At 63.3% G+C, this 18,467-nt stretch carries 17 protein-coding genes; 4 read left to right on the top strand and 13 right to left on the bottom strand.

What is annotated here, in order from left to right; translation table 11 throughout:
- Window positions 1-82: 82 nt before the first annotated feature.
- From BM374_RS23010 to BM374_RS39495, 5 genes are all read right to left on the bottom strand, one after another.
- Window positions 83-964: a replication initiator protein A gene (locus BM374_RS23010; protein ID WP_092297064.1), complete on the bottom strand. Its 882-nt coding sequence runs from the start codon at window positions 962-964 to the stop codon at window positions 83-85.
- Between the two features lie 22 nt (window positions 965-986).
- Complete coding sequence (locus BM374_RS23005) at window positions 987-1,268, bottom strand: helix-turn-helix transcriptional regulator (RefSeq protein ID WP_008561544.1); 282 nt, start codon at window positions 1,266-1,268, stop codon at window positions 987-989.
- A 132-nt stretch (window positions 1,269-1,400) separates the two neighbouring features.
- On the bottom strand, window positions 1,401-1,841 hold the full coding sequence (locus tag BM374_RS23000; RefSeq protein ID WP_244552672.1) for a DUF2285 domain-containing protein: 441 nt from the start codon (window positions 1,839-1,841) through the stop codon (window positions 1,401-1,403).
- A gap of 136 nt (window positions 1,842-1,977) precedes the next feature.
- A complete protein-coding gene (locus BM374_RS22995; protein WP_092297058.1) occupies window positions 1,978-2,172 on the bottom strand; it encodes a transcriptional regulator domain-containing protein in 195 nt (64 codons plus the stop codon).
- 165 nt (window positions 2,173-2,337) lie between these two features.
- Window positions 2,338-2,610, bottom strand: coding sequence for a DUF2285 domain-containing protein (locus BM374_RS39495; RefSeq protein ID WP_092297055.1), 273 nt, complete (start codon window positions 2,608-2,610; stop codon window positions 2,338-2,340).
- Between the two features lie 207 nt (window positions 2,611-2,817).
- Here BM374_RS39495 and BM374_RS22985 point away from each other — a divergent pair, with 207 nt between their 5' ends.
- Window positions 2,818-3,045, top strand: a complete 228-nt coding sequence (locus BM374_RS22985) for a helix-turn-helix domain-containing protein (protein WP_092295086.1) — start codon at window positions 2,818-2,820, stop codon at window positions 3,043-3,045.
- 64 nt (window positions 3,046-3,109) lie between these two features.
- Here the strand turns inward: BM374_RS22985 and BM374_RS22980 are convergent, their stop codons facing one another.
- The 7 genes from BM374_RS22980 to BM374_RS22950 all read right to left on the bottom strand — a co-directional run bounded on the left by BM374_RS22980 (window position 3,110) and on the right by BM374_RS22950 (window position 14,608).
- Window positions 3,110-3,430, bottom strand: a complete 321-nt coding sequence (locus tag BM374_RS22980; RefSeq protein ID WP_018457399.1) for a DUF736 domain-containing protein — start codon at window positions 3,428-3,430, stop codon at window positions 3,110-3,112.
- Between the two features lie 578 nt (window positions 3,431-4,008).
- A complete protein-coding gene (locus tag BM374_RS22975) occupies window positions 4,009-4,458 on the bottom strand; it encodes a hypothetical protein (RefSeq protein WP_092297052.1) in 450 nt (149 codons plus the stop codon).
- A gap of 139 nt (window positions 4,459-4,597) precedes the next feature.
- Complete coding sequence (locus BM374_RS40140; protein WP_092297049.1) at window positions 4,598-5,521, bottom strand: DUF2493 domain-containing protein; 924 nt, start codon at window positions 5,519-5,521, stop codon at window positions 4,598-4,600.
- A 332-nt stretch (window positions 5,522-5,853) separates the two neighbouring features.
- Window positions 5,854-6,915: a DUF7146 domain-containing protein gene (locus tag BM374_RS22965; RefSeq protein WP_092297046.1), complete on the bottom strand. Its 1,062-nt coding sequence runs from the start codon at window positions 6,913-6,915 to the stop codon at window positions 5,854-5,856.
- The gene (locus tag BM374_RS22960) at window positions 6,915-11,237 is read right to left on the bottom strand and encodes a strawberry notch-like NTP hydrolase domain-containing protein (protein WP_092297043.1); all 4,323 of its coding nucleotides are present in this window, start codon (window positions 11,235-11,237) and stop codon (window positions 6,915-6,917) included. The genes BM374_RS22965 and BM374_RS22960 overlap by 1 nt, the downstream gene beginning before the upstream one ends.
- Window positions 11,238-11,423: 186 nt before the next feature.
- Window positions 11,424-13,541, bottom strand: a complete 2,118-nt coding sequence (locus BM374_RS38700) for a ParB/RepB/Spo0J family partition protein (protein ID WP_092297039.1) — start codon at window positions 13,539-13,541, stop codon at window positions 11,424-11,426.
- A 104-nt stretch (window positions 13,542-13,645) separates the two neighbouring features.
- The gene (locus BM374_RS22950; protein WP_092297036.1) at window positions 13,646-14,608 is read right to left on the bottom strand and encodes an ArdC family protein; all 963 of its coding nucleotides are present in this window, start codon (window positions 14,606-14,608) and stop codon (window positions 13,646-13,648) included.
- Between the two features lie 1,199 nt (window positions 14,609-15,807).
- On the opposite strand from BM374_RS22950, the gene BM374_RS22945 reads away from it, so the two are divergent.
- Window positions 15,808-16,071, top strand: a complete 264-nt coding sequence (locus BM374_RS22945; RefSeq protein ID WP_092297034.1) for a hypothetical protein — start codon at window positions 15,808-15,810, stop codon at window positions 16,069-16,071.
- 31 nt (window positions 16,072-16,102) lie between these two features.
- Here BM374_RS22945 and BM374_RS22940 read toward each other — a convergent pair whose 3' ends face one another.
- Window positions 16,103-16,291: a DUF3606 domain-containing protein gene (locus tag BM374_RS22940; RefSeq protein ID WP_091881179.1), complete on the bottom strand. Its 189-nt coding sequence runs from the start codon at window positions 16,289-16,291 to the stop codon at window positions 16,103-16,105.
- Between the two features lie 104 nt (window positions 16,292-16,395).
- On the opposite strand from BM374_RS22940, the gene BM374_RS22935 reads away from it, so the two are divergent.
- Both BM374_RS22935 and istA read left to right on the top strand, forming a co-directional pair.
- Entirely contained in the window at window positions 16,396-16,791 is a 396-nt protein-coding gene (locus BM374_RS22935) for an ATP-dependent DNA ligase (RefSeq protein WP_283807088.1), read from the top strand.
- A gap of 94 nt (window positions 16,792-16,885) precedes the next feature.
- Entirely contained in the window at window positions 16,886-18,418 is a 1,533-nt protein-coding gene (istA, locus tag BM374_RS22930; RefSeq protein WP_177248509.1) for an IS21 family transposase, read from the top strand.
- The last annotated feature ends 49 nt before the right edge of the window (window positions 18,419-18,467 follow it).

The raw sequence follows: 18,467 nt of genomic DNA, 5'->3' as shown, positions 1-18,467 counted from the left end.
AAGCGCGATTCCGGTCCCCGATAGCACGAGGATCGGGTCCCCGATAGCACGAGGGCTGCGGTCTCCGATAGCACGAGCTGATTCACAGGTTGTCCTCCGAATTTGGAATGAGACCGCGGCGGCGCAAGCGGGCCGTTAAGGGATCAACAGTCAAAGGCGAGAAGTTCAGCCGCTCGGCACCGTTCCGGTCTCGCGTGAGCACGAGCTGATAGCCGGGCAATGTCTGACGCTGGACGATCTGGCGTATGTCGTACGCAAAGTGCTTGAGCGGCGAGAGGATGCCTGACTTGGCATGGAGGTGCACAAGGTCGAAGCTCCAGCCGCCGTCCTGCCGACCGCCGTGCTTGCGCACGAGGCGGTAAAGCCAGCGCTCAAGGCCGCCCGTCAGATCGAAATAAGCGCGGTCGATGGTCAGCACGAGCGCGTCGTCGATGATGCCGGCATAGAACCAATCAGGCAGGATCAGTTCGATCCCAAATGGCCGACCATTTGCATCGGCTGTCTCCTTCCACTCGTTGATCCAGGAGAAGCGATGCCGTCGCCGCTCTGCCGGCTGACGGATCGACGTCAGCACGGTCGTTGACTGAAGTCGGTCGAGACCCGCCTTCAACCGGTCGTAGTCGCGTGCGCTGGTGCCGCGGCCCGCGAACGTCAAAATCTCGTAGGGCGTTGCTGCCATCAGGCGCGAGGACTTCAAGCCGGCGTCACGGGCTTCCACGATCTGGGACGCAGCCCAGATCAGGACATCAGCATCCCAGATGGTCGCCATGCCGTGTTCCGGAACGGCTTCGACACGAATTGCGATCGCACCCGCGCGGAAATCGATCGGCTCGATCCGCTTGGTTTTGGCGAGCGAAAAGAACGGATAAGCCATGAGATCCTGCGCGTCGCGGGGGGCAAGATCACCGGGCAGCGCCCGAAAGAGCTCAAGCTGATCGCGCTCGGAATGGTGCTTGCGCCGCATGGTCACTGCTCTCACGCGGCAATCAACGACGTTCCTGACCTGCGTAGGGACGCAGGGCCGGATGCTTCTTGGCGGGTAGCACGGTCCCCTTACCGGGATCCGATGTCGACGTCTTGGCGCCGCGGTCGGCCCATGCTTTCAGGTCATCGACGGCGTAGACAACACGTCCGCCGATCTTCCGATACGTCGGTCCAGTACCGTACGTGCGGTGCTTCTCGAGCGTGCGACCGGACAGGCCAAGATAGCGGGCGGCCTCAGGTGTACGCAGGAATCGCGGGGGAAGACCGGCCATCGGATCGGGCATTTGAGAACTCCAGGAGGACAGCGCACCACGCCTGGCTAGGCCGGCGTGTGTGCGGTCATCATGGAGGAGCGCGATATCGGAGGGGGATGCCGAATCTTGAGGGGGCGATTTTCGGCACCCCTTCGGACTGCGCTACTCGTCCTTGCGCCCGGGCCGCAGGAGTTTGCGGTAACCACCGCGCATTAACGCGAGGCTACCTTGCACCAAGCGGATTGTTCGATTGCGCAGATAATGCGTCTTCCAGGCGCGATCGGGGATGTGCTTCTTGCCGAACAGCGCTTCGGCGATAAGGCGATAACTGCCGCCGGCGCTATGCGCATCGAGCGCACGGATCGCAGCGCTCAGGCGTTCGCGCCGCAGTTTGGATAGCGTGTGAAATGCCGGACCTGGCGCGCGCCCATTGATCGCGCGCCACAGTCGGCGGGCTGCATACGCACGCGCGCCGAAATCGCCGTCGAACGGCAGTTCGGCTGCATATGACGCGCCAAGCACCAGCGGGTCCTTGGACCAGACACGGTGATCTACCCCACCGATGCGCAGCACGGCGTGCCAGCCGTCGGCGGCGCGCCGCACCTGACCTGCTGTAAGGTCAAGCAGGGGTTGAGACGCTGAATTGCGATCGGCGGCCCCAGCAACCGTCACCGGAACAATGGCCGCTAGAACCTCAGGCGCCCAAAAGATCGTCTGCTCGTCGAATGACCTCTGCGGGTCATGGGCGAAAGCAGATACCCCATTTCCTCCTGAATTCGTCGGTCACTTCGCCGTTCGGACTGTTGGCAATCATCACCTCGTACTCCCGCCGATAGTCGGCGTTGCGGCGGAGACATTCCCAGGCGATGTCGGTGACTTCCGCGTCTTGTAGGCTCTTGTAGGAATCCGGCGACCGCCAGTCGAATTCAGGCATTTCTTCCGTCCCATTGCACGCTGCTAACAACGATTGCGGCACAATAGGTATGAACGAGACGGTTGTAGGAAGCCCCTAGTTTGACACCACGTGGTGCATCGGAATGACCACTGGTTAGCAAAAGAAAATAGTTCTGCCTGCAAGTCGCCAACCGGCGATTTTCTTCTATTTCGACCCGGTGCCACGCAATAGGCGGCCCTGTTCAGTCACCCATTTGGCGCGCGCAAGATGACTCTGATATGCGTGCCGCGCACGATCCGGCTCTCGCTCCGGGTCGATATGCAAGACCACTCGAGCCACTTCACGCCAGTCCGCCCCCTCGCCCTCCGCCTGCAGAAGGCGCATGTACGTGACGACATGCTGTTCGTCATAGGCCGTCAGCGTTGGCTCGTCCGGCGCACTGTCCGCTACGTCTGGATCTAGGGATGGCTTCTGCATCACACCCGCTTTTAGAACGCCTATAAGCTACGCCATGGTTTGGTCGCAATCCAGACCTCCGCCGCGTTGGAAGGCTGAATATGCGTTCGACAAATCGGCAACCTAAGTCGGCCACGCATATAGCATCGCCGCAGACATAGCATGTTTGGACACGAATAGGAACGATCGTTCCTAGAACGATCGTTCCGGCTCAGTTCCCATATCGCCATGGATCTCAAAGAGATCATGGCTGTGAACCTGCGTCGGAAACGCCACGATCTACAAATGACGCAGGAGGAACTGGCCGAGCGCGCGGGTTTAAGCGCCCGTTACGTCGGCGCCATCGAGCGCGGCGATGTGTCAGCAAGCGTCACCGTGCTCGGGCAAATTGCTGAAGCATTGGGGATCGAACCGGGGGACCTGCTCAAAAAGGCTGCGCGGCTTAGCAAATCGTGAGCCGCCTCAGGCCGACCGTGAAGCGCCCCGCCCGGCGGACCGGACGGGGCTTGGTGGGGCGCTCTTACTCGCCGGTCTTGCGCGGCCGCGACCAGAGCAGCGTATAGCCCTCGCCGCCTTCATCGTCGAACAAGTTGGCGTAGATCGGAGCGTTGAAGGAAGGATCGTCGAGCTTGAGCGAGAGGTAGTCGCGGCCCTCTTCGGAGCGCTTCGACCAAGCTGCTCCAATCTCGGCTCGGCCCACGTAGATGCGGTGGCTGGGAGCGTTGTCGTTAGATCGGTTGGTCTCGGCGACGATGCGGACGCCCTTGGCTTGCAGACTCAGGGTGACGATCTCGCCCTGGAAATCGTTGCCGACCTTCTTGAAAGAACCAATGTTAGCCATGTCACTTCTCCTTTTGTGTTTCGAGCCCGCGACCACCGCGGCCTCGATGGCGATCTAGGGTCGAGGACGATCGGCGACGCACCCGCTCGGGCCGGAGCGCAGCGGAGGACGCCGTTGTGGCGACTTTCTTGGCTCGCGAGGAATGGGCGAAGCCCAGGGGAAGAAAGTCGCATCAACGGCGTTGCGGCTCAGACGATCGAGGCGAAGCCGGTCTTCGGCCAGATCAAGCCATCAACGAGGCCACGTGCGTCCGCGTGCTGAACCACAATCTTACGGAGAAGCGTGGCTATCTCGGTTTTGATGAACAAGAGGTCGGAGCGATTCAGTGCAGAAAGAGAAACAATCTCCTGCAAAGGGCGGCATCGTCTCCCAAGAACGGATCGAGGTAATATCGCTCTGCCCCGGCTGCGCGTGCCAAATCGAGACGGCGGCAGTTTGGTTGAGGAGTTCCTACGAGGACTGCCTCCGCCGTGCTCAAGTCTCGATCATCCCCGTTCAACGCGCCGATCTATCCGAACCTGTTCGACGATGAAGGCGGGAAACGGTCATCCCTCGGGCCATGCGGCCGTAAGAACTGGTTAGGACGGGTTCTCCACCACCCTGCCCGACTCGATCGGACGAGTCTCCGCCAGAATCATCAGGCGCGTCCATGACGTGACACCAATGCAAACCGCCCCTAGGCAAGCGAAGACCTCACGCCAAACCAGCGAAGGCACCCCGATCTGGGACACGGCGAAGATCACATGATAGCCGGCGACGGCGGCGGGAACAGCGAATGCCGTCGCGATCGCGATGCGCAAGGCCAAGGACCGACTAACGGCAACGGCGACCTGACCGACGGCCAGCGTTAGCGCGCCAGCGGCCATTCCGATAAGCAGCGCGCCAACGAGGCCGGCGCCGCTATGAAACGCCGCCATCCCGATATTCAGTGCGACGAACAACGGCAACGCATACACCGCGAGCGCGAAGATCGCCCAGCAGAACAAGCCGATGCCGAGTGTGTTGAGAGCGAGCCCAAGGGCGAGCATGGTGGTGGCTCCATGTGCATAGATCTAGCAGTCGCGCCTTCCACCACCACCATGGCGCAACTCCAATGTAGAGCCGAAACGAGGCGGAGTTGCGGCGTGAGCAATTCCGCCTCGACGCTTGGAGTCGATAAGATGGCGCTCACGCGCCGCCGAACCTCCAGACAGGGATGCCGAGCCGCTTCGCCTTGTCGGCGAGGTTGTCCTGGATGCCCGTGCCCGGGAAGTGCATGACGCCGATCGGCAGGAGTTCGAGCATGGCATCGTTGCGTTTGAACGGTGCTGCCTTGGCATGTTTCGTCCAGTCGGGCTTGAAAGCGATCTGAGCCACTTTGCGGTTGGTCGCCCATTTCGAGGCGATCAGTTCGGCTCCCTTCGGGGAGCCGCCGTGGAGCAGGACCATGTCGGGATGCTTGGCGTGAACTTTGTCGAGGCGATCCCAGATGAGGTGATGGTCATTGAAGTCGAGCCCGCCGGTGAGCGCGATCTTCGGTCCTGAGGGCAACATGACCTCGGTCTCCGCGCGGCGCTTGGCTGCGATGAAGTCGCGGGAGTCGATCATCGCTGCGGTCAGCGTACGGTGGTTCACCAGCGATCCCGATCGGGGGCGCCAGAATGAGCCGGTTTGAGTCTCGAAGCGCTCGATGGCCTGGTCACGGAAGAGTTCCAGGCAGTTGCGGCGCTCAATCAGCGTGATTCCCTCCGCAATGATGCGCTCGAGTTCGACGGATCGAATTTCGGAGCCGTCTTGCTCACGCTGGCGCTTCTGCTGCGCCTGTTCGTTGTCGTCCAGTTGGCGACCGACGCGGTCGACGGCTCGGTGAAACAGGTTGACGGTCGACCAAAGCAAGTCGTCAAGGTCCGGCTCGAGCCGCGTATCGCTCAACGTCGCGACCAAGGCATCAAAGATGTCAGCGACGGCACCGCTGATGATCCTGCCTTCGGGAAGCGGCCGTGGATCGGGCTGATCGTCGAAGGGGCGGTAACCGAAGAGTTGCAATTCGGTAAGAACGTGTTCGGTCGCAGATGCGGCGTGCGGCGGTTCGATGTCATTGTGGTCGGTCATGGAGGCGATCCTTTGCCGGATCGGCCGCGACCATCGCGGCCTTCGTGGCGATCACTCAGACGGCAGGCGGAACGGGCCAGAACCCGGAGCAGAGCGGAGGGCCGAAGCGCAGCGGAGGATGGCTGAGGCCGGCTATTTTGCTTCGCGATGCAAAGCGCGCTCGCCAGATGGCTAATGTGTCTTCTGGTCGCCGGCGCGCGGCGGAAAATAGCCGGACGCAGCCATTGCCGGCCCGAGCCGCTTGCCGTCCGATCGCCCTCTAGAAGGCAGTGGTCGCGTCCTCTTCCGGCACTGGCCGCACCGACCTGTCGACGCCCATCGAATTGCCGGGGCTATTCCGCGGTTGCCATCGACGAATGCAGGAAACGGACGACGTCCTCCGGTACGAGTTGCAGTAGCAACGCTGCTCGGAGGGCCTCGAGGCCGAAGATGTGCAGATCTTCGTTGAAGTCGCCCAGCCGGGGCGACAATGCGATCGCTTCAATGCCGGCGGCTTCTGCGCGCTGGGTGAGAATAGCCTGTACGGCATCTCCGGCGGCATCTGCGTCACGGGCGATATAGAGTCGGCGTAGGCCAGACGGCAGCAATATGGCTGAGAGGTGATTGGCCGAGAGAGCAGCGGTCATGGGCAAGGTCGGCAGTACGTAACGCAGCGACAGCATGGTCTCGATCCCCTCGCCCGCAGCGAGCACGTCATCGACCACGCCGAAGCGAACGGCGTTACCAAGCAGGTCGCCCATGGCCCGTCGTGGCGTGTCGATCGGGGCCTTGCCGAGCCGCACGCGATCAAAGCCGTGTGGATCGAGCCAGGTGCGATGCACGCCCGTGATCCGTCCCTCGAGGTCCGTGACAGAGCCTATCATCGCCGGCCAGGTTTCAGTCGGCAAATGCTCGTCCGGTCGGTAGTAGCAACGTGGGTGGAAGCGCAGGCTACCACCATGGTGGATTTGGCTTATTCCACGACGTTGCAAATACGTTTCCACCAACGTCCCTTCGATCGGACCCGACATCGCAAAAAGTCGACGGGCGGCTTCTTGCGATCCGGCCGGCACGACTGGACGAACGGGTCTCGGGAGTGATTGTTCCTCAGAACGAGGCAGCTTCAGAAAGCGCCTCGCCTCCTCAGCGACCTCGCGAAAGTCTCGCAAGGCAAGGCTTTCGCGGATGATGTCGAGGAGATCGCCATGCTCCCCGGTCGCGGCATCGGTCCATTTGCCGGCGGGGCCCTTCGACGATTCCTGGAGCCGCACAAATAACGAGCGGCCCGGGGTGTTGTGGACGTCGCCAACCACCCAGTACCGCCCCGCCCGCTTACCATTGGGGAGATAGTGTCGGCACACCGCCTCGGCCTCGCGCGCGAGGCGGCGTGCCAGCTCGGAGACATAGCCGGACATCACGCGGCCTTCCGCTCACTGACGCCCGTAACCGGATAGGTGTCGAGCACCCTCGACAGGACCTCGATGCCGCTCGCGTCCGTGGGTACGAACATGCGCAGCTTCCAGGAGATGATCTCCCCAAAGAGGCCGTAAGCACGGAGGCGATCGCGTATCGTGTCGTTGAATCCCGACAGCTCGATGCGATGTGCACCCATCACCCGGACACGGCGAAGCTGAAGTCCCTCTGCGAGGTCGAGGACGGTCCGTCCTTCCATCAGCGCGGCAAAGGCAGCTCCCGCCGTCAGCGAAGGCGCGTCCGTCGCAAGGACGTTTGCGACCCACGCGGCAGAAACCTTCCGACCGATGATGCGTTCGCCCGCATCGGTCTGGAGCCGATAGACACGGGTCGATTCGTTCGGCAGCCACTTCCAGATGGGGAGCAGCAAGCCCGCCACGACATGGATCGTGCTTTCCGCGAACTCGGGCACCTCCGCAAGTTCCGCCAGCCAGGCCGCGGCAAAGCGTTCACCATCCGCTTCGTCCCAATGACTTTCGGCCATGGTGGTCAAGGGGACCGTGTGCTGATCCATCGGCCGGATCAGACGAACTCGCCGCTCGATCTCGCCGTCATCGAGCATGACGCTCGCCGCGGGGACCTGCACGGCGGCTCGTCCCGAGCGCTCATTGACCAGCAGGACGGCCTGACGATCGGAAAGACGAGCAAGAGCGTCATCCAGACTCACCGGACGATTGCGCTGGCGCTGGGTGACCGCGAGCAGGCTGGTCTCGGCGCCAGTACCCGGGTGGACGTAGATCGTCCGCCGGTCGGTGACGACAAAGCTCTCGGCGCGGAGCGTTTCGAGGCCGACGTCGTAGGTACCCGACGCGACCGCGCCCTCGATCCGAGCGGTCAAGAGCTGTTCAAAGGCGGTGAACAGGACATTCTGAAGGTCGATGGTGAGCGCGAGCAACCTATTCAGGAAGGTCGTGATCGGCGGCAGGTCGTCCCTTAAGCCATTGGTATCCGTGAGCTTCAGGCCGGTCGCATCCTCGAACCTCCCAAGCGAGCATCCCTCGATCTTGCCTCGCGAGAGCAGCGTGTAGAGTTGACGCAACGCGTCACGTCCGTACTGGCTTTCGAGATTGTCCTCGGGCCGGAACAGACCCTGTCCTCCCGTCTGACGTTGGCCGCGCGTAATGGCTCCCAACGTATCGAGCCGGCGCGCAATGGTGCTGAGGAAGCGCTTTTCGGCCTTCACGTCTGTCGCAATCGGACGAAACAGCGGCGGCTGCGCCTGGTTAGTCCGGTTGGTGCGGCCAAGGCCCTGGATCGCGGCGTCGGCTTTCCAGCCGGGCTCGAGCAGGTAGTGGACGCGCAACCGGCGATTCCGCGCCGACAGTTCGGCATGGTAGCTCCGCCCCGTGCCGCCGGCGTCGGAGAACACGAGGATGCGCTTGACGTCATCCATGAAGGCCGAAGTCTCGGCGAGGTTGGCTGAACTGGCTCGATTTTCGACCACCAGCCGGCCGCCCTTGCGAACGATGCGGCGCGAGCGGCCCGTCACCTCGGCGACCAGTTCGGTGCCGAAGCGCTGAATGACCTGATCCAGTGCCCCAGGTACCGGCGGTAGTGATGCAAGCTTCTCGATGAGGCGGTTGCGGCGGGCGACGGCTTCCCGGCTCTCGACCGGCCGGCCGTCGCGATAGACAGGCCGGGAGCAGAGGTTGCCCTCCGAGTCGGTGAAGGGCTCGTAGAGCTGGACCGGGAAGGAATGGGCGAGATAGTCGAGGACATACTCGCGCGGTGTGATGTCGACCTGGACGTCGCTCCACTCTTCAGTCGGGATCTCGGCGAGCCGGCGCTCCATCAGCGCTTCGCCCGTCGACACGATCTGGATAACAGCGGCGTGGCCAGCCTCGAGCTCGCGCTCGATCGACCGGATCAGCGACGGCGTCTTCATCGAGGTCAGAAGATGACCGAAGAAACGCTGCTTCGCACTTTCGAAGGCGGAGCGTGCCGCTGATTTGGCCTGCCCGTTCAGCGTGCCGGTCTCGCCGGTGACGTTGGCAGCCCGCATCGCGGCGTCGAGATTGTTGTGAATGATGCCGAACGCATCGGCATAAGCGTCGTAGATGCGGACCTGCTCCGGCGTCAGCTGGTGTTCGACGAGCTCGTACGCGACGCCCTCGTAGGACAATGAGCGAGCCGCATAGAGGCCAAGCGCCTTGAGGTCCCGCGCCAGCACCTCCATCGCCGCGACGCCGCCCTGCTCGATCGCTTCGACGAACTCGGCACGAGTGGCAAACGGGAAGTCGGCGCCGCCCCAAAGGCCGAGGCGCTGGGCATAGGCGAGGTTATGGACCGTGGTTGCGCCCGTCGCCGACACATAAACGACGCGAGCATTCGGCAAGGCGTGCTGCAGCCTCAAGCCCGCGCGTCCCTGCTGAGAGGCCGCCTGGTCGCCGCGCTCACCCTTGCCCCCGACCGCATTCTGCATGGCGTGGCTCTCGTCGAAGACGATCACTCCGTCGAAGTCGGAGCCCAACCATTCAACGATCTGCCTGACGCGCGAAAGCTTTTCGCCGCGCTCGTCGGTCCGTAGCGTGGCGTAGGTGGTAAATAGGGTGACTTCCGAAAGCCGGATCGCCGTGCCCTGCCGAAACCGGGACAGTGGCGTGACAAGCAGCCGCTCCATGCCGAGCGCGGACCAATCGCGCTGCGCGTCCTCGATCAGCTTGTCGGACTTGCTGACCCAGATTGCACGACGACGGCCCTTGAGCCAGTTGTCGAGCAATATCCCGGCAACCTGCCGCCCCTTGCCCGCCCCGGTGCCATCGCCCAAGAACCAGCCGCGGCGAAAGCGGACGGCGTTCTCTGCGTCGTCGCGCGCGGCTGCCACCACGTCAAAGGTCGCGTCGACCGTCCAGGAGCCGGCCAGGAATTCGGAATGCGCTTCGCCCGCATAGATGATGCTCTCCAGCTGGGCATCCGACAGAACTCCGTCCACCAAGACATCGGCCGGCAGGTGCGGACGATAGGATGGCTTCGGTGGCGCAACGGACGCCATCGCTGCAGACTGCACGAGCTTGGTCGGATGTGCGCACGATCCGGGAATGCAGATCGACTGTAGTCCGTATTCCTCATAAAGCGCATCGGTCAGCCGGGCGCCTTCCGGCGGGGACCATTCGACCGTTTCGTACGCAAGATCGACGCCTTCTGGCGCTGCGCCTATTGAAAAAGACGATGAGGGCGGTGCAACCGCGCTGGTCGATCGCGACATCGCGGGCCGCCGGATAGCGGCGATCTCCGATGGCGTGGCGACGGCCAGCCTTGGAGGTACATGCCGGCTCACCCAGTCAAGCAAGGTAGCGACATCGCCCGCCATACCTTGCGAGAAAGGAAAGACCTCCGGATCGGCAGCGGGCAGCTTGTCGATCACAATCAGCCGTGTGTCGATTTGTGTTCCGTGCTTCGCGTAGACGGCGCCGTCGATCGCCGCAGAAAATACTACCTGCCCGCGTTCCTGGAGCCGCACAAAGGCTTCTCGCCACGCTGGGTTATCCGGTGCGAAGCTGGCGCCAGTGATGGCGACTAGGCGTCCACAGTCGCAAAGACGAGCGAGCGCAGAAGCGACGTGGCGGAGAGCCGCATCCGCCATCCGTCGATCGACATTGGCCACCGCAGAGAACGGCGGGTTCATCAGAACGACGGTCGGTGCGACGCGCGCATCGAGGTGGTCATCGATCTGCGCGGCGTCGAACCGCGTGACCTGAACGTTGGCGAAGAGATGGCCGAGCAGCTCTGCGCGGGCCTCGCCCAACTCATTCAACACCAAGGCGCCGCCGGCTAGTTCTGCAAAGACAGCGAGCAGGCCGGTCCCCGCGGAGGGCTCCAGAACCCGATCGGCCGGAGTAATGCCAGCTGCGGTGCATGCGGCAAGCCCGAGCGGGATCGGCGTCGAGAATTGCTGAAGCGCCTGGCTGTCCTCGGAACGCCGCGTGTGGGTCGGCAGACAGTTCGCGATCTTCGCCAGCATCGGCAGCATGGTGGTCGTCGAGCCAGCTTTGGCGCGCATGGCCGGTCCAAACTTGCGAAGAAACAGAACGGTAGCCGCCTCGCAGACGTCATAGGCGGTCTTCCAGTTCCAGGCGCCGGCCGCGTCGGAGGCGCCGAAGGCAGCCTCCATGGCGCTACGCAGAACAGCGGCATCGATGCGCCGGCCGCGTTCGAGCTCGGTCAGGAGCTGTCGGGCGGCCCTGACAGCGGCGGAGGTGAAAGTTGCAGCGGCACGCATCGAGAGCGGCGCGGCGGCAGCGCCGCCTGCGAGAGATTCGGTCATGGCAGGATTTCTTTCGGAGAGCTGGAATGGGTCGAACCACCAGGCGCTCTCCTCAGGACCACGGCGATTCAAACCTTCCCGGCCTGCCTCTCCCTCTGAGCCCTCGCCCATAAGAATGGGCGACCGGCGCTGAGCACCGGTCCCCAAGCAACCGCGGGGCGGCCGGAGCCGTCCCGCTCTGTGATGTCACTCAGCCGCGTCGAGTTGTTGCGGATCTTCGTCGCCGGCGGTCTCCTGATCCTCTTCGTCGGCGAGGAATTCGGGCAGCGAGCCCGCTTCGCCCTCCTGCTCCACTGGCGCCACATCGGGAGCCACAAGACGCAGCGGCTCCGGCAACCAACCCGAGCCATCGAGAAGCCGCTCGGCCTCCTTGGCCATGTCGGCCTTCTTCAGATGGTCGATCAGTTGTGCTGACGACTCGCCCTTGGCTTCCCGCACCGCCTCCAGAATTCGCGGCTTGGTGACCCGGCCGAGATAGTTGTCGACGGTCGGTCGCCAGCCAGCCTGCACCAAGTCGAGTCCGACCGCGCGCGCCAGCACATCAGCCCGATCGAGACGCGTCCGAACGCCGTGGGCGGAGACACGGCCCTGATTGTAGCGGTTGGCCGGTTCATAGACGGCGTTGACGGCAAATGACGCACAGTGGGCGAACAATGATGCCTGAACACCAGGATCGAGAGCCGTCAGCGCATCCCAAAGATCGTTCTCGCTTTTCGGCAACCGCGCCTTCCAGGCCTCGTGCCGCGCCTCGACAGCTTTGGCAGAAACACTTTCCCTCAGCCCCGGAGCTTGGGCGGGAAAGTTCGGCGTGCGAAGGCCGATCTCAAGACAGCTCCCGGACGACGCGAACCGGTAAAAGGCCGTCAGCACGAAGTTATGCAGGACTGCCTGGAACGCGACCGCTGGATTTTCTGCCAGCGCATCCCGCAATGCCAGCGTCCGATGCGCCGTCAGCTCGGTGATCAGCCGATCCGGCAGAGGCTTGGCCGCGTCTTCATCATCGTCCTCGGCATCGGGAGCACTACCTGCGACCGCGATGACCGTGCGCTGGACGGAAGGGCCCTCCTCTTGACCTTCGCTCGACGACACGTCGGCGTCCTGCCCGACATCAGGATCACTTGCCTGCACTTCGTCCTCTGGCCGGACGTACCCCCGGTCTACGGCGAGGCGCCCTTCGGAATCGATGCTGATGAAGACACCTGCTCGGGCGATTTCCGTCGGTTCGTAAAGCATTGGCCGGTCTTCGAACGCCGCCAGCGCCGCCTCGATTTCGCCGAGACGCTGGTCAACCTCTTCGGGCAGCTCGTCGGCATCCTGGTACTCGGCTTCCAGCTTGGCCTGCTCGGCATTTAGGGCATCGATGGTGGCCTGCTCCTCAGGTGAGAGATCAACAGGCTTGCCTTCGATTTTTCGTAGGCCTTGAGTATAACCGTAGGAGAACTCTACGGCGACGGAGATCCACTTCCAGCCTTCGGCCGCAATCGTCTCAGCTTCTGCTTTGAGCTTTTCGGTTACGAGGCGGTCGAGCAGCACGACGTCCTGAAGCCAGCCGCCGTCGTCGTGCTCGAACAGATCCCGCAGAACGCCGCCACCCGCGTTCTGATAGGCATCAAGGCCCACAAATTGGGCGCGGCGATCGGACCCGCGTACGGTGTTCTCGGTGAGCAAGCGCCGGATCTGGTAAGGCTCGTCATACCCGGAACGGCTGACATTCTCCCAGACTTGCTCCTGGCGGGCGTGATCGGCCGTGACCGAGAACGCCATGAGCTGCTCGAGCGTCATGCCGACTTCGGCATACACCTCATGCAGCTTCGGCGACACCGACGCCAGCCGCAGCCGCTGCTTTACGATCGCAGGGTTCACGAAGTGCCGGGCGGCAATGTCTTCCTCGCTCATGCCGAGATCGCGGAGGGTCTGGAAGGCCCGAAACTGATCGAGCGGATGCAGACCGACCCGCTCATCGTTCTCCGCCACCGAATCGTCCGCGGCAATGCCCCCTTCACGCACGACGCACGGCACCGCCTGCGTCTTTGACATGCGTTTTTGTTTCACCAGGAGCTCGAGAGCGCGATAGCGCCTGCCGCCCGCTGGCACCTCGAACGTGCCGGTCTCGTTGCCATCGGTATCAACGACGGCCCGGACACTGAGACTTTGCAGAAGCGTACGCTGCGCGATGCTCTCGGCCAGCTGCTCGATCGAGACACCGGCCTTGACGCGGCGAACGTTCGACTGGCTGAGCACGAGCTTGTTGAAGGGGATGTCCCGGGAAGGCGACAGCGTGATCTTTTGTACGGCTTTCGTCATTTTGGCTCTCCACGACGGGCGGCCGTGAGACTCTCTCTCGGCTTCCAACCCGTCGCGAACAGCCTCCCCTCCTCTCACTCTCGCCGGCTACACGAGGCCGAGCATCACGCCGCATCGTGATTGGCGACAACCGAGTCCAGCACCGCGGGCTCAATGGACGCGGGAACGAAGCCGAGCAAATAATCGGCGGCCTTGCTTGCCTGTGAGGCGGCACGCACGATGGCCCTGACGTCTTCGCGCAGGACTTCAAGCCAGGAGCCGATATAGTCGGCATGACGCACGGTCGGGACGATCCCGAGCGACGCGCAGCTGAACGCGGAACTCAGCTCGGCGACCAGCTCTTCGAAGGCATATTTCTTGGTACCGTAGGATCCGCTCTGGTCCCGATTAAGACGCGAGGGGTGCCCGGTCGCATGACCGAGTTCATGCAAGGCGGTACGGTGCCAGTTCATGGGTTCGAAATAGGCCTGCGGCGGTGGGACCTGAACATAGTCTTCGCCTGTTGCGTAGAATGCGCGATCTCCACCGATGCGAAATGAAATTCCGCTGGCGTTGATCAGGGCGTCGACTGTGGGTTCGATGAGGCCAGCCGGCGGTGGCGGCGCGGCGGTGGCAATCTCGTCAGGCAGATCTGCGCACTGATCGACGTTGAAAACCGTAAATCGTTTGAGGAACGGAATTGCCTGAGCGTCTTCGCCGGTCTCGGCGGCGCGGCGCTTTTCGTCATTCGGCACGAAACGATCAGCGTAGACGACTGTGGTGCCGCGCTCTCCCTTGCGAACGTGGCCGCCAAGTGAGAGCGCCTGACGAAATGTGAGCCAACTTTGACCGGTAAACCCGTGTTCGATCACGGCGCCCCATAGGATGAGGATGTTCACACCACTGTATTGCCGGTTGGTCGACGCATTTTTCGGCATGGCCAGCGGCGCTTTCGCCGCGGCCGTACCCCAAGGCTGGACCCAGGGGACGCGTCCGGCCTCGAGCTCGGCAATGATCTTATCAGTGATTTCGCTGTAGAGGTTCGCCCGGTCCTTGCCGGCGCGCGCGCAAGCGTTAGGGTTTGACATCGCGGGTCTCCGCGACGGGCACCGCGAGCCTCTCTCGCAGCTTGTAACCCGTCACGGAAACACCAGCCTGCACTCTTACTCTCAGCCTCTTCGCAATCTGAGGGTCGCAGGCCCGATCAGGCGTGCGCCAGCGGCGCATCGCCTCAACGGAAAATGGCACCCGGAGAGCGTGAGCATAGCGACCCGAAGGGGCACGCGGGTCCGAGTGCAGCGACGAGACCGGTTCAATAGCGGCACCCGGGAACGGGGCAGTGATAGCGATCGCCGAAAGGCGAGCCCCTTTCCCGAGTGCCCCCGGCGAGGAGCACCAAAGCTCTAGCGCGACGGATCGAAGCCTCAAGGCCGAGACGCTGCGCGGCTCGGTTCACGAGAGCCCGATGCGGCCCTGGCCGCACGCGCCAAAAACCTGAGCGAACGTGATGCAGGCAATGAGACGAGAACCACCCGGCATTTTTACAGGAGTTTCACAATTCTGAAAGAGAGGCCTGTTGGCGGAGCGAAAGCGAAGACCACTCGCGGACGCGGCGAAAGAGGCACCCGCAGGAGGGTCAGCATAGCGCCGACGCGTAGCGGCGGGACCCGGGACCGAGTGCAGTCGCGAGACCAGTTAAGGCACCCGACCCGAAGGGCAGTGATAGCGACGCCGGCATGCAATGACGGCAGGCCCGAGGGCGAGTGCCTCCGGCGAGCGACTCAATGCGGATTTACGTCTCCTTGGTATCAATTTTGCTTTTGTGATATCGTCCCAGTCGTGCGCATGTCTATGCACGGCGTGGGCATGTTCACTGAGAGCCAATTCTTACAGAGGACGACATGGCCAAGAAAGCGAAGAAAGCAAAGAAGACCGCGAAGGCAGCTACCAAGAAGGTGGCAAAGAAGACTTCAAAGAAAAAGTAGTAGCCGTATCGGCTACTGATCGATTGCCGCCTCCGGATCGAAACCCGGATGAAAAGCGAGACCTCCCAAAGGACATGAAGCGTCCTTTGCAGCCGTTCGGTATCGCGGCACGCTAAGATAAGGCCGGACCTTTGTGCAGGTGGCTGCTGCATAAAGGTCCGGTTTTTCGTTTCTGCCCCGCGAGGTTCTTGCCCGCCCTGGCACTTGGCCGGGCGGAAAATTCGGCCTTTGGACCACGAGATGTTAGCGATGGGGAACGTCTGCGGGACTAAACGATTCGTCTCAGCGTGGGAGAACCTTCAATGCTGATGACCAAGCAGAGACGGCCAGCGATCCGCACCCTGCGGGGTTGGGCGATCAACGTGCTGAACGAAGCCGGCGCCATCCGCGAGTGCGAGGAGCACGGTTGGATGCAGGACCGCGCCGATCCGCAAGCCCGAGAGCGGGCCTTCGATATCGCCTGTAGAGACCTGCCGGAAGGCGTCTCCCGTCAAGCAGCGGAGGCCGCGGTTCGCGATGTGCTGGACTCGATCGGTGACACCTGCCCTGAATGCCCCTCTGACTAGCCACCCTCGGACGCCAGCCCGTCTCTCCGACTCAGCGGCCCAGCCGTTTCTCCACCCGCTTGCGCGCGTTGCCGACCTTTTTGACGGCCTTCTTCACCGCCGGCGCCGACTTTCCGGTCTTCTTCGCCTCGTACTGCACTTCGTAGTCCTGCCCGCCGGCCACCCGCGCCCGATCCTGCTTTCGTCCGCGCGCCGTCTTGCTCTTCTTTGCTACCGCCATCGGTGCCTCCTGTTGCGACATCGAAGCAACGCGACAAGGATTCGCAGGTTCCGGAACGATTCGAACTGTGCCAATTTGAATCGGCTGTAGCGTGGAGTTCTTCAGTGGCGTTTCAGCGTAAAAAGCCGGCGGCTATGGGCGTCAAGGCGCCTCTTCCCGGCTTCATCGAACCGGCCCTGGCATCCTCGATAGAGAAGGTGCCGTCCGGGCAGCGCTGGATTCACGAAATCAAGCTCGACGGCTACCGTGTTCAGGTCCATCTGGCCAACGAGAGGGCGAAGATCTTCACCCGGCGCGGCCACGACTGGACACATCGCTTCAAGAAGGTCGCTCATGACGCCTGGCGCATCAAGGCGAACTCGGCGGTGATGGACGGCGAGATCGTGGTACCTGCGGATTCCGATCGATGTCGCCCAGGATTCCGAGATGATCTCGCCCACCATTCCGATTTGAAGTCGCCCACCCGTTCCGAGATGATGTCGCCCACCATTCCGGGATGATGTCGCCCGGGTGACGAGACCTCTTCTGGCTCCCATAGGGTCAACCTTTCGGTTTTGCGAAGGGGGACCCTGGATGCCGACGGAGAGGCTTGCGATGCGCCGTGTGCGCGATGTGATCAGGATGAAGGCGGCTGGGCTGCCGAGCCGCGAGATTGCTCGGCGGATGGGCGCGGCGCCCTCGACAGTGCGGCTGACCATCCGGCGGTTCGAGGCCGCAGGCCTGAGCTGGCCGTTGCCCGACGAACTCACGGACGCGGCCCTGGAGGCCCGCCTGTTCGCCAAGACCGGCAACGGTAACCGGCAGGGTCATCGCCGCATCGCCGAGCCCGACTGGGCGGCGGTGCAGCGCGAGCTCAAGCGCAAGCACGTGACGCTGTCGATCCTGTGGGAGGAGTACATCGGCGCCGAGCCCGGCGGATACCGGTACTCGCGCTTCTGCGAGCTTTACCGCGCCTGGGAGGGGCGCCTGTCGGTGACGATGCGCCAGGCGCACGCGGCCGGCGACAAGCTGTTCGTCGACTACGCGGGCGACGGCGTGCCGGTGGTGGTCGACCGCCTCACCGGCGAGCGGAGGACGGCGCAGATCTTCGTCGCCGTGCTCGGCGCCTCGAGCTTCACCTACGCGCAGGCGACGTGGACGCAGGGGCTCGCCGACTGGATCAGCGCCCATGTTGGCGCCTTCGCGGCGATTGGCGGCGTCCCGGCGCTCTTGGTGCCTGACAACACCAAAGTCGCAGTCATCAAGGCGAGCCTCTACGACCCGCAGATCAATCGCACCTATGCGGAGATGGCCGCGCATTACGGCACGGCCGTCTTGCCGGCGCGACCTCGCAAGCCGCGCGACAAGGCCAAGGTCGAGCAGGCCGTCCTCATCATCGAGCGCTGGCTGCTCGGCCGCCTGCGCCACCGCGTCTTCTACAGCCTCGCCGAGGTCAACGCAGCGATCGGCGAGTTGCTCACCAGGCTCAACGAGGAGCGGCCGATCCGGCGGCTCGGCGTGACGCGCCGCCGGCTGCTCGAGGAGATCGACCGGCCGGCGCTCAAGCCGTTGCCGGCGAGCCCCTACGTGCTCGCCGAGTGGCGGATCCGCCGCGTCAGCCTCGACTACCACGTCGAGGTGGAGAAGCATTATTACAGCGTTCCGCATCGCTTCGCGCGTGCCGAGGTCGAGGTGCGGTTCACCGCCCGCACCGTCGAGATCTTCCACAAAGGCGAGCGGATTGCCGCGCATCAGCGCATGAGTGGCAATCACAAGCACACCACCGTGCCGGAGCACATGGCCTCCAGCCATCGGCGCTACGCCGGCTGGACTATCGGGCGTATCCGTCAGGATGCCGCCGCGATCGGGCCGGCAACCAGCGCATTGTGCGACCTCATTCTCGACGAGCGCTCACACCCCGAACAAGGCTTCCGCGCCTGCCTCGGCATCCTCAGGCTCGCCGCCTCCTATGGGCGCGAACGGCTGGACGCGGCGGCTGCGCGGGCGATCGACATCGGCGCGCGCACCTATGGCTCGGTCAAGTCGATCCTCGCCAACAATCTCGATCGGCGTCCCGCTCACCAGCGCTCCGCGGACGATGCGCCGATCCTGCATGCCAACATCCGCGGACCGCGCTATTACAATTAGGAGATCGTCCCTTGCTCACCCATCCGACCCTCGACCGCCTCAACGCCCT

This window comes from Bradyrhizobium sp. Ghvi, assembly GCF_900115265.1.
Taxonomy (GTDB): Bacteria; Pseudomonadota; Alphaproteobacteria; order Rhizobiales; family Xanthobacteraceae; genus Bradyrhizobium.
The sequence above is the reverse complement of the archived record's forward strand: the minus strand, read 5'-3'. Positions and strand labels throughout refer to the sequence as shown.